Annotated in this window: 15 protein-coding genes; 11 read left to right on the forward strand and 4 right to left on the reverse strand. The window is 72.5% G+C overall.

Features of this window, described 5'->3' with window-relative positions:
• Positions 1-120 precede the first annotated feature (120 nt).
• The 4 genes from AB0J39_RS11365 to AB0J39_RS11380 all read left to right on the forward strand — a co-directional run bounded on the left by AB0J39_RS11365 (position 121) and on the right by AB0J39_RS11380 (position 3,451).
• Complete coding sequence (locus tag AB0J39_RS11365) at positions 121-1,251, forward strand: HesA/MoeB/ThiF family protein (RefSeq protein ID WP_363463328.1); 1,131 nt, start codon at positions 121-123, stop codon at positions 1,249-1,251.
• 101 nt (positions 1,252-1,352) lie between these two features.
• Positions 1,353-1,478 carry a hypothetical protein gene (locus AB0J39_RS11370; RefSeq protein WP_346224982.1) on the forward strand — a complete coding sequence of 42 codons (126 nt, stop codon included), beginning with the start codon at positions 1,353-1,355 and terminating at the stop codon, positions 1,476-1,478.
• A gap of 95 nt (positions 1,479-1,573) precedes the next feature.
• The gene (locus AB0J39_RS11375; protein WP_363463330.1) at positions 1,574-2,245 is read left to right on the forward strand and encodes a DUF6879 family protein; all 672 of its coding nucleotides are present in this window, start codon (positions 1,574-1,576) and stop codon (positions 2,243-2,245) included.
• A gap of 21 nt (positions 2,246-2,266) precedes the next feature.
• Positions 2,267-3,451, forward strand: coding sequence for a hypothetical protein (locus AB0J39_RS11380; RefSeq protein WP_363463331.1), 1,185 nt, complete (start codon positions 2,267-2,269; stop codon positions 3,449-3,451).
• On the opposite strand, the gene AB0J39_RS11385 is transcribed toward AB0J39_RS11380, so the two are convergent.
• Positions 3,452-4,366 carry an NAD-dependent epimerase/dehydratase family protein gene (locus AB0J39_RS11385; RefSeq protein ID WP_363463333.1) on the reverse strand — a complete coding sequence of 305 codons (915 nt, stop codon included), beginning with the start codon at positions 4,364-4,366 and terminating at the stop codon, positions 3,452-3,454.
• A 161-nt stretch (positions 4,367-4,527) separates the two neighbouring features.
• Between AB0J39_RS11385 and AB0J39_RS11390 the strand changes: the two genes are divergently transcribed.
• The 4 genes from AB0J39_RS11390 (at position 4,528) to AB0J39_RS11405 (ending at position 7,157) form a co-directional block, all read left to right on the forward strand.
• Positions 4,528-5,379, forward strand: coding sequence for a helix-turn-helix transcriptional regulator (locus AB0J39_RS11390; protein ID WP_363463335.1), 852 nt, complete (start codon positions 4,528-4,530; stop codon positions 5,377-5,379).
• Between the two features lie 124 nt (positions 5,380-5,503).
• The gene (locus AB0J39_RS11395; protein ID WP_363463337.1) at positions 5,504-5,932 is read left to right on the forward strand and encodes a hypothetical protein; all 429 of its coding nucleotides are present in this window, start codon (positions 5,504-5,506) and stop codon (positions 5,930-5,932) included.
• Positions 5,933-5,943: 11 nt separating this feature from the next.
• Complete coding sequence (locus AB0J39_RS11400; protein WP_308424374.1) at positions 5,944-6,159, forward strand: helix-turn-helix transcriptional regulator; 216 nt, start codon at positions 5,944-5,946, stop codon at positions 6,157-6,159.
• Entirely contained in the window at positions 6,156-7,157 is a 1,002-nt protein-coding gene (locus AB0J39_RS11405; RefSeq protein ID WP_363463338.1) for an NAD(P)-dependent alcohol dehydrogenase, read from the forward strand. The genes AB0J39_RS11400 and AB0J39_RS11405 overlap by 4 nt, the downstream gene beginning before the upstream one ends.
• A 34-nt stretch (positions 7,158-7,191) precedes the next feature.
• Here the strand turns inward: AB0J39_RS11405 and AB0J39_RS11410 are convergent, their stop codons facing one another.
• Entirely contained in the window at positions 7,192-8,109 is a 918-nt protein-coding gene (locus tag AB0J39_RS11410) for a hypothetical protein (RefSeq protein ID WP_363463339.1), read from the reverse strand.
• Between the two features lie 188 nt (positions 8,110-8,297).
• On the opposite strand from AB0J39_RS11410, the gene AB0J39_RS11415 reads away from it, so the two are divergent.
• The 3 genes from AB0J39_RS11415 to AB0J39_RS11425 are packed head-to-tail and all read left to right on the forward strand — an operon-like array spanning position 8,298 to position 10,112.
• On the forward strand, positions 8,298-9,224 hold the full coding sequence (locus tag AB0J39_RS11415) for an SPFH domain-containing protein (protein ID WP_363463340.1): 927 nt from the start codon (positions 8,298-8,300) through the stop codon (positions 9,222-9,224).
• Between the two features lie 3 nt (positions 9,225-9,227).
• Positions 9,228-9,470, forward strand: coding sequence for a hypothetical protein (locus AB0J39_RS11420; protein WP_363463342.1), 243 nt, complete (start codon positions 9,228-9,230; stop codon positions 9,468-9,470).
• Positions 9,471-9,485: 15 nt separating this feature from the next.
• Positions 9,486-10,112 (forward strand): GPP34 family phosphoprotein, encoded by a 627-nt coding sequence (locus tag AB0J39_RS11425; protein WP_363463343.1) that lies wholly within the window; start codon positions 9,486-9,488, stop codon positions 10,110-10,112.
• Positions 10,113-10,139: 27 nt separating this feature from the next.
• Here the strand turns inward: AB0J39_RS11425 and AB0J39_RS11430 are convergent, their stop codons facing one another.
• Positions 10,140-10,787 (reverse strand): HNH endonuclease family protein, encoded by a 648-nt coding sequence (locus AB0J39_RS11430; RefSeq protein WP_363463344.1) that lies wholly within the window; start codon positions 10,785-10,787, stop codon positions 10,140-10,142.
• A gap of 44 nt (positions 10,788-10,831) precedes the next feature.
• A complete protein-coding gene (locus AB0J39_RS11435; protein ID WP_363463346.1) occupies positions 10,832-12,958 on the reverse strand; it encodes a sensor histidine kinase in 2,127 nt (708 codons plus the stop codon).
• Between the last annotated feature and the right edge of the window lie 48 nt (positions 12,959-13,006).

The following is a 13,006-nucleotide window of genomic DNA, read 5'->3' on the forward strand; positions in this document are numbered from 1 at the left end:
TGGTGGAGCACGCGACGACGCGGTGCCCGCGACGCGGGAACGTTTTACGGCCGACCCCTTTTTGCTCGACGTGAAAATCGGTGTTGACTCACCCAGTTATCGCCCACTAAACGTCGTCACGTGCGACTGCCCCGTGTGAAATTCGAGCACCGGCCTCACCGGTACGACGACGGCACCATTCGCATCGGCGGTGAGATTTACGGGATCGCCGCCGAAATCGCGGACCCGTACGGCTGGGTGTGGACGGCCCTCACGCTGATGGACGGCACCCGCTCCCGCGACGAGATCGCCGAGGGGCTGCGCCTGACCCACCCCGAGGTGCCGGACGCCGCGTCGATCGTCGAGCAACTCGTCGCCACCCGATACGTGGAGGACGCCGCGGCCGGGCCGCCCGCCGGGCTGAGCGAGCGCGAGCTCGACCGCTACAGCAGGAACCACGCGTTCTTCCGCGCGGTCGACGTCGCGCCGCGCGGCCACGGCTGGGAGACCCAGCTGCGACTGAAGTCCGCGCGGGTCGTGGTGCTCGGCCTGGGCGGCACCGGCAGCCACGCGGCGTGGGCGCTCGCCGCCGTCGGCGTCGGCACGATCCACTGCGTGGACCCCGACGTGGTCGAGCTGTCCAACCTCAACCGCCAGGTCCTCTTCTGCGAAGACGACGTGGGGCGCCCGAAGGCGGAGGCCGCCGTGGCGCGGCTGCGGACCGTCAACACCGACATCCGGGTCACGGGCGAGCGCCGCCACATCGGCAGCAGGCGGCAACTGGACGACCTGATCGCGGGCTACGACGCGCTCGCCCTGTGCGCCGACCGGCCCACCGGGCACGGCATCCGGGTCTGGGCCAACCGCGCCTGCGCCGCCGCGAACATCCCCTGGGCCGGCGGCGGATACAACGGGCCACTCGTCACCGTGGGGTGTTTCGCGCCCGGAGCGGGCGCCTGCTACGAGTGCCTGAGCAGCGGCGAGGAGGCGCGGCGCCGCCCCGGCACGCCGGTGGACCTCGGCGGGCCGGGTGTGATCGCCACCTCGGCGGGCGTGTCCGGCCAGCTCGTCGCCCACGCCCTGCTCGGGCTGCTGACCGGGGTGCCCGTGCCGCCGGCCGGCACCATCCAGGGCGTCAACCTGATCGCCGCCGACCACCACGTGTGGGTCCGGCATCCGCCGCGCCCCGGCTGCCCGGTGTGCGGCTCACGGGCTTCTCCGGCGCCGGAGCACAATTCATTCCGGCCGATGACCGAAATCGACGCCGGCTGAATGAATAAAGAAATCCTTGACTGCCCTCAGTCAAAAGGCGAATCATGAACGAGTTCTCGCGAGAACATCCATGTCCCCTCCCCTCCAGAGAGAGGAACCGGATGAACACGAACGAGCACGAGACCGAACCCGTCGACGAGACCGCCTCGCCGGCGAAGACGAAGATCACCATCCGGCTGCTCGACAAGATCGAGACCACGACCAGCAGCAACAGCGTCGGCAACTGACGGAGCACCGCCCGAGGCGTGCGGGGGTGCCGCGGGGCCGCCCGCACGCCTCGGCCGACGAGAGCCAGCACCAGGGAGCGCCCAGGGAGGGAAGGGTGGCACACGCCGGGACCATCTTCGACGACGTACGGCGGGCCGAGGCGCGGGTCCTGCCCGCGGACGCCTACCAGGCCGAGTTCACCGAGGAGTTCGAGCGGGCCCCCGACGGGGTGTGGAAGCTCGAGCGCGCCCAGGAGTTCTTCGAACCCGACGTGGCGAGCTGGCGGGCGATGATGGCCGGCGACTGGGAAGGGTCGCTCGCGATGCTGGAGGAACTACGGGAGTTCCTCGTCGGCTACTACCGGACCCGGCCCGAGGCCCGCCGCGTCCGCGTCGTGGAGACGCCGCTCACCCCCTATCTCCAGTGGGAGCTGCACGTCCTCGCCGTACGGGCGACGGCGGGCGAGCGTCCCCGGGTGCTGCACGCGGACGCCGTGCGGGAGCTGGAGCACCACGCGCCGCTGCCCGAGATCGTCGTGCTCGGCCCCACGCTGCTCTACGAGGTGCAGTACGACGAGATCGGCGCCCATGTGGGCGCCCGGCGGATCACCGACCCCGGCCTCGTCGGCCCCTGCCTGTCCGCGATCAAGGAGCTCTACGGCCGGGGCGAGGACGTGCGGGCGTACGTCGAGCGGGAGGTCGCCCCGCTGCCGCCGCCCGTGATCTCCGACAGGACACGCGCCCTCCTGCCCGGCTACTCCCACCACACCGGGACGATCCGCCCCTGACCCCGCGTCTGGAGGCCCGCGTTGGGAGAGGCCCCTGTGGTCCGGCTGCGCGAGCTGGCGTTCCGGCAGGACGGCTCGCAGTGGATCGTCGGCCGCCCGGACGGGGACGAGTTCGCCGCCGTGCCGTACGAGGGGATGCGGGCCATCGAGCTGCTGTCGGCGGGCGCCACCATCGAGGAGACGGAACGGCGGCTGCGCGCCGAGACGGGCGCGGATCTCGACGTCGGCGACTTCGTCCGCGCCCTGGGCGCGCTCGGATTCCTGGAGGAGCCCGGCGCCCCGGCCGCCCCCGCCAGGCCGCCGACCTTTCCCTGGTTGCGTCCCCGGCACGTGCGGTGGACGCTCCACCCGCTGCTCCACCTGCTGGTCGCCGGCCTGATCGCCGCCGGGATCGCGACGGCGGTCGTACGGCGGGAGACGCTGCCGGGCTGGCGCGACCTGCTGTGGAGCCAGCGCGGCACGCTCGTGCTCGCGTCGCAGGTCGCGGTCGCCTGGGCGCTCATCTTCCTGCACGAGATGGCCCACCTGTCCACCGCCAGGGCCGCCGGGGTGCCGGGCAGGATCCGGCTCGGCACCCGGCTGCAGTTCCTGGCCGTCCAGACCGAGGTGTCCGGCGTCTGGCTGGCCGGGCGGCGCGTCCGCCTGACGGTCTACCTCGCCGGGATGGCGACCGACGCGGCGGCCTGCTCGGCCGCGCTCCTCCTGACCGCGGTCGTGGGTCGCCAGCCCGTGCTGTCGCTGGTCGCGCTGACCTCGCTCGGCATGCTGGCCACGCAGTTCCTCGTGTTCATGCGCACCGACGTCTACTTCCTGCTGCAGGACCTGAGCGGGTGCCGCAACATGTACGGCGACGCCTCCGCCTACGTCCGGCATCTGGCGCTGCGGCTGCTGCGCCGCCCCTCCCCCGACCCTCTCGCCGGGCTGCCGCGCCGGGAGCGGCGCGCCCTGCGCACGTACGCGGTGCTGCTGGTCGTGGGCACCGCGGCCTGCCTGGGTGTGGCGTTCGCGGTGACGGCGCCGGCGACGCTGACGCTGCTCGGCCGGGCCGTGGCCGCGCTGGCCGCCCCCGCGGACCCGCTCGCCGGGCTGGACGCCGCGGCGGTGCTGCTGTCCGCGGCCGCGTTCCAGGTGATCTGGGCGCGGGCCTGGTGGCGCAGGCACGGCCCGCGTGTACGGCGCGCGCTGCGTCCGCGGCGGGGGCGCTGATCAGGACCGCGCGTAGGAGCCGGTCGTCAGCTCCTCGATGAGTCCGGGCCGCTGCGGGGCCCACCCGAACAGCCGCCGGGCCCGCGAGGCGTCCATCGGCGACGAACGGGTGAGCGCGGCGACGGCCGGCCCCATCGCGGCGACCGCCTGCTCCAGCGTCAGCGACACGGCCCGGGCGCCGGTCAGGCCGGCGACCGCCTCCGCGATCCGCCGGATGGGGGTCCGCTCGGCCGATGCGGCGTTGACGACGACCCCGTTGCCGGCGACCTCGTTACCGGCGGCCCCGGGCTCACGGCGCTCCAGCGCGGCGACGTACAGCTCCGCGAGGTCGTCGACGTGCACCGACGACCACTCGTTGGCGCCGTCGCCGATGTAGGGCACCATGCCGTTCCGCCTGCCGGCGCCGATGAGCCCCCGGAGCAGGCCCGATCCGCCGCGCCCGTAGACCAGCGCCGCCCGGATCACCGTGCCCGCCACGTGGCCGGCCGTCAGGACCTGCCGCTCGCCGAGGACCTTGTACGGCTGGGGCGACGTCTCCGGGGTGACGGGGTGGTCCTCGTCCACGGTCGCGCCCTGCCGGTCCGGATAGACCAGTCCCGTGCTGGTGTAGACGAAGGCGCCGCCGTCGTTCAGGCCGCCCAGCAGCGCCCCGAGGGTGTCACGCTCGATGTCGCCCATGTCCGGATCGGCATAGTCCACGGCGGTGTGGACCACGGCCTCGGCCGCCGCGGCGGCGCCGCGCAGGACGTCGAGGTCCCGCAGACTGCCGGGCACCGCCTTGGCGCCCAGCCCTTCGACCCGCTCACGCGCCTCGTCCGAGCGGGCCAGGGCGGCCACCTCGTGACCGGCCCCGACGAGGTGCTCGGCCACGACCGCGCCGACGTAGCCGCTCGCACCGGTGATGAAGATCCGCATGATCGTGTGCCTTCCGTGAGGTCGGGTGACCGTGACGCGTCCGTGTCCGCCGCCGGTCGGTGCCGACCCCACCGTCGCCCCGGGCCGTCCCGCACAGCCAGGGACCAAGAGTCCGTGGCTGAGGGGTCCGCGCACCCGATGCCGGGCGTACGGTCACAAGCATGGACAAGCAGGGGCTGGCGCGCTTCCTCCGGAGCAAGCGGGAGGGCATCGACCCCGCCGACGTCGGCCTGCCCCCGGGACGTCGCCGCCGCACCCCCGGCCTGCGGCGCGAGGAGGTCGCCCAGCTCGCGTACGTCTCGGTGGACCACTACACGCGGCTGGAACAGGCGCGGGGCCGTCACCCGTCGCGGCGGGTGCTCGACGGCATCGCCCGCGCCCTGCGCCTGTCGGACCAGGAACGCGCCCACCTGTTCCACCTGGCCGGGGAACGGGAGGAGCGCCGGTCCGGGGAGCCCGCGAGCGAGGTGCGCCCGAGCACGCTGAACCTGGTCAACCGGCTGACCGACGCCGCCGCGATCGTCGTGGACGACATGTGCCGCGTGCTGGCCTGGAACCCGCTGGCGGCGGCCCTGTTCGAGGACTTCTCCACCCTGGCCGGCCAGGAGCGCAACGTCATCCGGCACTACTTCCTGCATCCCGACCCCGAGCGGCGGCACTTCGGCATGGGCAGCCCCGAACGGTTCGCCGTCACGGCGGTCAGCTACCTACGCGTCGCCGTGACCCGCTATCCGGACAGCCGCGAGCTGAAGAGCCTGGTCGAGGAACTGCTGGCGGGCAGCGAGGACTTCGCCCGGCTGTGGAACTCCCAGCGGTTCCACATCGAGCGCCACCTGCACCAGACCGTGCGGCACCCGCGCGTCGGGCCGATCGAGCTGGACTTCGACGTGCTCACCGTGCCCGACCAGGAGCAGCAGGTGGTCATCTTCACCGCCGAGCCCGGGTCCCCGGCCTACGAGTCCCTGCGGTTCCTGAAGGTCGTCGGCGCCGGGCAGGTGCCCGCCGGGGCCTGACCCGCGCCCGCGTACGCCTGTCTCCCCGCCCGTCGGCGGTCGATGTAAAAAGTTCTGTACATCAGGTCAAAGACGCGTTACCTTCAGGGTGTCAAAGATTTTGTACACCCGAAGGGAGTCGATGATGACCCTTGAGGAGAAACGCGCCTGGATCGGGCTGGTCGTCGCGGTGATCGCCTATCCCGCGTACGTCGTCGCCGTCCTCAGGGCGGCGGACGGAGCTCCGTTACCCGAGGCGCCGTACGCCGCCGCCCTGCTGTGGACGATCGGCGGGGGGATCGTCGCGTCGATCCTGGCCGAGATCGGGATGGCGATCGTCAACCCGCGGGGCTCGCGCGTCGTCGACGCCCGCGACAAGGAGATCGGGCGGTTCGGCGACCACACCGGTCAGGCGTTCGTGGCCATCGGGGCGCTCGCGGCGATGCTCATGGCCATGGCCGGGTGGGACCGCTTCTGGATCGCGAACGTGGTCTACCTCTGCTTCATCCTGTCGGCGGTCATCGGCGGAATCACCAAGATCATTCTCTATCGCAGGAGCGTTCCGGAGTGGTGAAGCCCACACGCGTGACGAACCGCATCCGCGCGCTGCGATTCGCCCACGACGAGATGACCCAGGCCGAACTCGCCGAACGCATCGGCGTGACCAGACAGACCGTCATCGCCATCGAACAGGGCCGATACTCGCCGTCCCTGGAGATGGCCTTCCGGATCGCCCGGGTGTTCGGCGCCCCGCTCGACGACGTGTTCCAGTATCCCGACCTCCCCGAGGAGACGAAATGAAAGCCATTGTCCAGGACACGTACGGCCCGGCCGACGTGCTCGAACTGCGCGACATCGACCGTCCCTCGATCGGCGACGAGGAGGTGCTCGTCGAGGTCCGCGCGGCCGCCGTGGACCCCGGCGTGTGGGTCCTGATGACCGGCACGCCGTACCTGGCGCGTGGGGGATTCGGGCTGCGCCGCCCCAAGGTTCCCGTCCGGGGCCGCGACGTCGCCGGGGTCGTGACGGCCGTCGGCGCCGGCGTCACCCGCTTCCGGCCCGGCCAGGAGGTGTACGGCACCTGCCCGGGCGGCTCGCTCGCGGAGTACGCGAAGGCGCCGCAGGACCGCCTCGCGCCGAAGCCGGCCAACCTCACGTTCGAACAGGCCGCCGCGGTGCCGGTCTCCGGCATGACGGCGCTGCAGGCCGTACGCGACGTCGCCGGTGTGCGCCCGGGGCAGCGGGTGCTGGTGATCGGCGCGTCGGGAGGCGTGGGGTCGTTCGCCGTGCAGATCGCCAAGGCGCTCGGCGCGAGCGTCACCGGCGTGTGCTCGGCGGCGAAGGCGGAGTTCGTGCGGTCGCTCGGGGCCGACGACGTCATCGACTACACCCGCGAGGAGATCGACCGCGACGGCGCACGCTACGACGTCGTCGTCGACACCGGGGGCAACCGGCCGCTGTCCCTGCTGCGACGTGCCCTGACCCCGCGCGGCACGCTGGTGATCGTCGGCGGCGGGCACACCGCGTACCGCTTCACCGGTGGCATGGGACGCACATTCCGGGCGCCGCTGCTGTCACTGATCACGGGGTCGGTGTTCAGGGGGCAGCGACTGCGCCCGGTGCTCTCCCGCGAGCGCGCCGAGCACCTGGAGGAACTGACCCGGCTCATCGAGTCCGGCGCCGTCGTCCCGGCGATCGACCGCGCCTATCCCCTCGCCGCCGCGCCCGACGCGATCCGCCACCTCATGGGAGGCCACCCCGCCGGCAAGGTCGTCGTCACCGTGGCGGATGCGGCCTGAGTCACACGCGGGCCGGCGACTCGTGCGTGATCCCTCAGCCGATGAGACGTTTGCGCCAGTCGATGGGGACGACGGTGATGCTCTGCGAGGGATCGCCGTTCCACTCCACCGAAAGGCCGGCTTTCCCGAGCGCGGCCACGATCTCCCGGCCGATGGACGCCGTCGTGCCGGACGAACCGTCGAACCCGCCGTACAGGAGTGCGAGTCCGTGCCCGGCCGCGGCGGAGTCCGTGCACTGGCTGTGGAAGTAGACGTAGCCGCGCGCATCCGGGGACCCCGCCGACCCGATCTCCGCCTGACCGCAGGAGCGACAGCAGGTGAAGTGCTCCCTCGCCGTGATGCCCGAGGCCTCCAGGACGGCGAAGGCCCGGCTGAGTCGTTCCGGGTCCGTCTCCCCCTCCCAGGAGGCCTGCTCCTCGACACGATCCAGCCACAACCTGTCCGCGAGCAGGCGTGCTTGTCCGGGGGAGACCGGCCGGCGGTCGCCCGACACGAGATAGTCCTCCGCGATCTCGGCGAGCTGCGCCCTCGTCGCATAACCGCCGATGATCACCTCGCGGAGGCGCGCATCGAGTCGTTCGCGTTCGTCCCGGTCGAGCTCGAGCGGAGGCGGAGGCTCGGGGAGACCGAGGTCCAACGCCGTCCAGTCCAGTCCGGAGTGCCAGCCGTCCTCCCGGCCCGCCCAGCGGGTCATGGCCGCGATCACCGGCCCTGGGCCGTCGAGTATCGCCTGGAAGTGCCGGTCGGGCGCCCCGTCGCGGTGTTCCAGCACATAGTCGCCCTCGTCCTCGTGCCACACCTGAACGAAGACCTCGGGCAGGTCGGGTATCCGCTGGACGACCAGGAACCTGTCGTGCCGGCCGCCCAGACGCCCGACCAGTCCGGCGAGTTCCCCGGCGTCCGGCCGGACGTGCCGGTGGCCGTCCTCCGTCAGTACGGTGATTGCCAACATGCCGGTCACTCTGGCACAGGCCGCGGACAGACGCCCGGTCCCGAGGCCGGCAACGCGCCTGCCTGCCGAATGACGCCGGCGCTTCCTGCTCACGGGGACGCCACCGATCCAGCGCGGTTGACGCCTCCCCGGGTCTGGCGAAAAGTGATATCACTTTGCTACTGTCGTGCTAGACCCGAGGAGAAGACATGACAGACCTGCAGATCGCCGTCGACATGCCGGCCCCCCAGACCCACGAGCGGGCGGCGCGAGCAGCCGCGGGATGGCCCATGCTGATCCTGGCCCTGGTGGGCCTGCTGAGCCCGTTCGCGCTGGTCCCGATCGGAGCCGTCGTCGCGGTCGACGGCAGCGGCGGCGCCGGAGCGGCGCTGATCGCCGCCGGGGTGCTGCTCCTCCTGGCGGCCCTCGTCGTCCTCACCGGGCTCACCGCGGTCGCCCCCGGTGAGGCACGCGTGATCCAGCTGCTCGGCCGTTACGTGGGCACGGTCCGCACGCCCGGTCTCCGGCTCGTGGCTCCCTTCACCCAGAAGCGCCGCGTGTCGACCCGGATCCGCAACCACGAGACCGACATCGCCAAGGTCAACGACGCCGACGGCAACCCGATCGAGATGGCCGCCGTGGTCGTGTGGCAGGTCGAGGACACGGCGAAGGCCGTCTTCGAGGTCGACGACTTCGTGGAGTTCGTCGCCTTCCAGACCGAGACCGCGGTCCGGCACATCGCCGGCAGCTACCCGTACGACGGGCACGACGACACGCTGTCCCTGCGCCAGAACGCGGACGAGATCACCGGCCGCCTGTCGGCCGAGATCCAGGCGCGGGTGGCCTCGGCCGGGGTCAAGGTCATCGAGTCGCGCATCACCCGGCTGGCGTACGCTCCCGAGATCGCGCAGGCGATGCTGCGCCGTCAGCAGGCCGGAGCGGTCGTCGCGGCCCGTCAGCGGATCGTGGACGGCGCGGTCGGCATGGTCGAGGCCGCCCTGGCCCGCCTCGACGAGCACGACGTGATCGAGCTCGACGAGGAGCGCAAGGCCACCATGGTCAGCAACCTGCTCGTCGTCCTGTGCGGCGACCGCGACGTGCAGCCCGTGGTGAACACCGGCTCCCTGTACCACTAGACCGTGGCGACCGAAAGAAAGAGCATCCTGCTGCGGCTGGACCCCGCGGTGCACGACGCGCTGTCCCGCTGGGCCGGCGACGAACTGCGCAGCACCAACGCCCAGATCGAGTTCCTGCTGCGCCGGGCCCTGTCGGAGGCGGGGCGGCTCCCGGGCGGCGCCGCCCGCATCCCCCGGCGCGGCCGGCCCCCCAAGAAGCAGATGCCGGATCAGGAAGCCCCCGCCGCCGACCCGCCCGACGACTGAGAGGAGGGCAGTCCCATGGACGTCCCCGGTTCCCTGACGGCCCAGCTCTACCTGCTGGCCTACGACCCCCGCAAGGAGCGGGTGGTGACGAACAGCCGTTTCCCCTACCTGCTGCGCGCGGCCGCGCTCACCGATCTGCTGCTCGCCGGCCGGATCGCCGACGACGACGGCAAGGTGCGCGTGGTGTCGGAGGCGCGGCTCGCCGACCCGGTCCTCGACGGCCTGCTCCGCCAGCTCGCCCAGTCGGGCCCCCGGCCGTGGTCACACTGGATCGGCAAGGACAGCCGGGCCACGGTCCGGGCGGTCCGCGACGAGCTGGAGGTGGGCCGCTGGGTCAGGGTCGAGCTGCGCCAGCCTTTCCTGATCTTCAACAGGAGCTGCGTCCGCGTACGCGACACACGTGTGGTGAAACGCCTCACGGCGCGGGTCGCCGGCGCCCTCACCGGGCCGGCGTCCCGGGTCGGTGACCGCGAGGCGGCCCTCGCCGGGCTGGCCGCCGTGGGAGAACTCGGCACGGTCCTTCCGCCGGTCAAACGACGGGCGCACCAGCAGCGCATCGGCCAGCTGACCGAACGCATCGGCCCGGCGGCGCCGGCCCTCCGCAAGGTCATCCAGCGGGCAGGCATCGAAGGCGCCGGCTGAGCCTGCCCGCCGCCAGCACGGGTTCCCTCATCGCCCGCAGGTGCGGAGCATGTTGAGCAGGGCCACCTTCTCCTGGCGCGTGACGAAGAGCCGGTAGTGATGCTTCACCGTGATCCACGAGGTCGCGTAGCGGCACCAGTAGCGGCGGCGCGGCGGACGCCAGCTCTGCGGTCCCTGGCCTCCCTTGGCCATGTTGACGGAGTGGCTCACCACGACCAGCTCGGGACGGGTGAGGTCGTTGGCGAACGCGCGCCGCTTCGCCTGGCTCCATCGCTTGGCGCCGGAGCGCCAGGCGTACGCCAGAGGCACGACATGGTCGACGTCGGTCTGTTTCACGCTCTTGAGCACCTTGCCGTCGTACGGGCTGTGCCAGACGCCCTTCACGGCCTGGCACGCCGCGTTCCTGCGCACGCCCCGCCCGTCGCGGGCGAGAACCGCCTCCCGCGCGTCGCACTGCCCCTTGTGGTGGGCCCAGCGCGGCTGGAACCGCCGATGGCTGTACCCGCGGATCGACAGCGGCTTGGCGACCTTCAGCTGGGCCAGCATGCGACGGGTCGGCGCCCCGGCGTCGGCCGCGGCCTGCGGGGCGAGCGCGACAGCGGTGATGGGGAGGACGAGAACGGAAAGCGCGGCGACTCGGAGCGTGCGGTGCATGAAGATCATAGTTACAGCCATACCAAATACTCCCCACCGAGCGTGACGATATGCGACTACGAGGGTCAGCGGGCGGCCGGGGCGGTTCGCACGGGGAGGGAGACCTCGACGAGGGTGCCGCCGCCGGCCGGGGAGGAGATCAGGCAGAAGCCGCCCACCTCGGCGGCGCGCTCCCGCATCGAGGCCAGGCCCACCCCGCCGCGCCGCGACTCCGGCAGCCCGACGCCGTCGTCACGCACCCGCAGGGTCAGCGTCCCCGCGCCGTTGTGCAGCGTCACCGACACGGTCGCGGCGTTCGCGTGCCGGAGCACGTTGGTCAGCGCCTCCTGGACGATCCGGTAGACCGCCACCTCCGCGGCGGCGGGAAGATCCGTCAGATCTCCGCTCACCGACACCGTGATCCGCGGGGCATGCCCACCGGCCCGGCCCCTCCCGTCCCCGTCCGCCACGGCGACCGCGGCGACCCGATCGGTCACCGCGCCGTCGCTCCCGCTCGCCCGGGCCGTTCGCGGGCCGGGCGGGGAGTCCGAGCCCGCGCCGCCGCCTCCCATCGCCTCGGCGGCGAGCGCGCGGACGGCTCCCTCCAGGCTCAGCTGGTCGAGCACGGGCGGACGCAGGCCGTAGACGAGTTCGCGGATCTCGCCGGCCACTCCGTCCATGGCCGTACGCAGGTCCAGCAGGATCCGCTCGGCCTCCTGCGGCGACGTCCGCAGCGTCCGGCGGGCCATGGTGATCGTCATCGCCATGGCGGCGAGCGCCTGGCCGAGACCGTCGTGCAGGTCACGGCGGAGCCTGCGGCGCTCCTCCTCCCGGGCGCTCAGGATCCGCTCGCGTGAACGCTGCAGATCCGCGGAGAGCCGTACGGCGTGGGCGATGTCGGCGACGTACGGCGTCACCGCGTTGATCAACCGGTCGTTGTGGGCGGCGGGGAAGCGGCGCGGGCCGGGTGCGCCGATCAGCAGCCGGCCGACGTCCTCGCCGTGCCACACCAGCGGCACCACGCGCGCGGCGTCGACACCGCCGCTCTCGACGTAGCGCGGCCGTCCGTCGTACACCTCGACGGCCACGCCCCGGACCGCCAGGCCCTGGCGTACCGCGGCGGCGACGGAGGCGAGCGCGGTGACCGGATCGGCGGCGTGCACCTCGCGGGTGAGCCGCTGCCTGAGCGCCTCGGGATCCCCGACGGGGCCGTAGAAGACGCGGTCGAGCAGCCGCCGCAGCCGGCGACGCAGCGGCTGGAAGAACGCCCCGGCGAACAGCGCCGCCACCAGTCCCTGGATCTGCCCGTATTCGGAGACGAAGACCCCCCACAACACCCCGACACCGAAGTAGACCGCGGTGACCGACGCCAGCACGCCGGTGGCGACCACGGTCCTGCTGACCAGGGTGTCGATGCCGTACAGCCGGTAGTGCGTGACCGCGACGGCGATCGCGACGGGCACGGCGGCGCTGGTGACGAGCGACAGCGGCGACTGGTGCCACCACACCTCGACGATCAGGTTGGCGGCGGTGGCGTACAGCAGCCAGCCGATCTGCCGCCGCCGCACGGTGTCGACGGTGAGGAACCTGACGACGAGCGACAGCAGGCACACCGCTTCGATCGCATAGAAGAAGTTGAAGGGCAGGTCGCGCAGCCATTCGTCCAGTGGAGCGATCCAGGACACCGCCAGGGGGTTCGGCCCCCGCGGTGAGTCCGCGGGGACGACGCGGCAGACGAACGCCACGGACTGGATCAGCGTGACGGTGCTCACCGCGACGGCGACGGGACGCCAGCGCCGCGACGGGAGCCGCCCGTCCGGATACAGCAACGGCAGCAGTTGGTCCACCGCGAGCATCCCGAGGGCGCCGACGACGTTGTTGACCATCACGGGGTAGTACTGGGCCCGCAGGTCGCCGTGGTAGGCGAGCCACTCGTACGCCGCCTGTGAGGGCCCCAGCACGGCGATCGCCAGACCGCCCAGGACCATCAGCCACCCGACACGGAGCCTGGGCCGCCGCACGACCAGCAACGCGCCGATGACCGGATAGGCGATGCCCACCATGTCGTCGCCCGTCAGCACCGCCGGCCGCACCCGGAACCCGGCGGGTATCGCGTAGCGGCTCGCGGCGGCCGCCACCACCATGACCACGGAAAGGGCGGCCAGTCCCCCGGCGACCAGCCCGGCCGTACGGGCTCCGGTGAGTCGGCGCACCCCGTACTCCTTCTCCGACACGCCCACTCGATCAGCGGCGTCGACGGA

It is taken from the genome of Microbispora sp. NPDC049633 (genome assembly GCF_040675265.1).
GTDB lineage: Bacteria > Actinomycetota > Actinomycetes > Streptosporangiales > Streptosporangiaceae > Microbispora > Microbispora maris.

Bases quoted from the DNA above. Each gene is read 5' to 3' on its own strand.
- AB0J39_RS11395 (WP_363463337.1), top strand. From the start codon at position 5,504: ATGACCCTTGAGGAGAAACGCGCCTGGATCGGGCTGGTCGTCGCGGTG.
- AB0J39_RS11370 (WP_346224982.1), top strand. From the start codon at position 1,353: ATGAACACGAACGAGCACGAGACCGAACCCGTCGACGAGACCGCCTCG.
- AB0J39_RS11405 (WP_363463338.1), top strand. From the start codon at position 6,156: ATGAAAGCCATTGTCCAGGACACGTACGGCCCGGCCGACGTGCTCGAA.
- AB0J39_RS11425 (WP_363463343.1), top strand. From the start codon at position 9,486: ATGGACGTCCCCGGTTCCCTGACGGCCCAGCTCTACCTGCTGGCCTAC.
- AB0J39_RS11390 (WP_363463335.1), top strand. From the start codon at position 4,528: ATGGACAAGCAGGGGCTGGCGCGCTTCCTCCGGAGCAAGCGGGAGGGC.
- AB0J39_RS11415 (WP_363463340.1), top strand. From the start codon at position 8,298: ATGACAGACCTGCAGATCGCCGTCGACATGCCGGCCCCCCAGACCCAC.
- AB0J39_RS11410 (WP_363463339.1), bottom strand. From the start codon at position 8,109: ATGTTGGCAATCACCGTACTGACGGAGGACGGCCACCGGCACGTCCGG.
- AB0J39_RS11385 (WP_363463333.1), bottom strand. From the start codon at position 4,366: ATGCGGATCTTCATCACCGGTGCGAGCGGCTACGTCGGCGCGGTCGTG.
- AB0J39_RS11430 (WP_363463344.1), bottom strand. From the start codon at position 10,787: ATGGCTGTAACTATGATCTTCATGCACCGCACGCTCCGAGTCGCCGCG.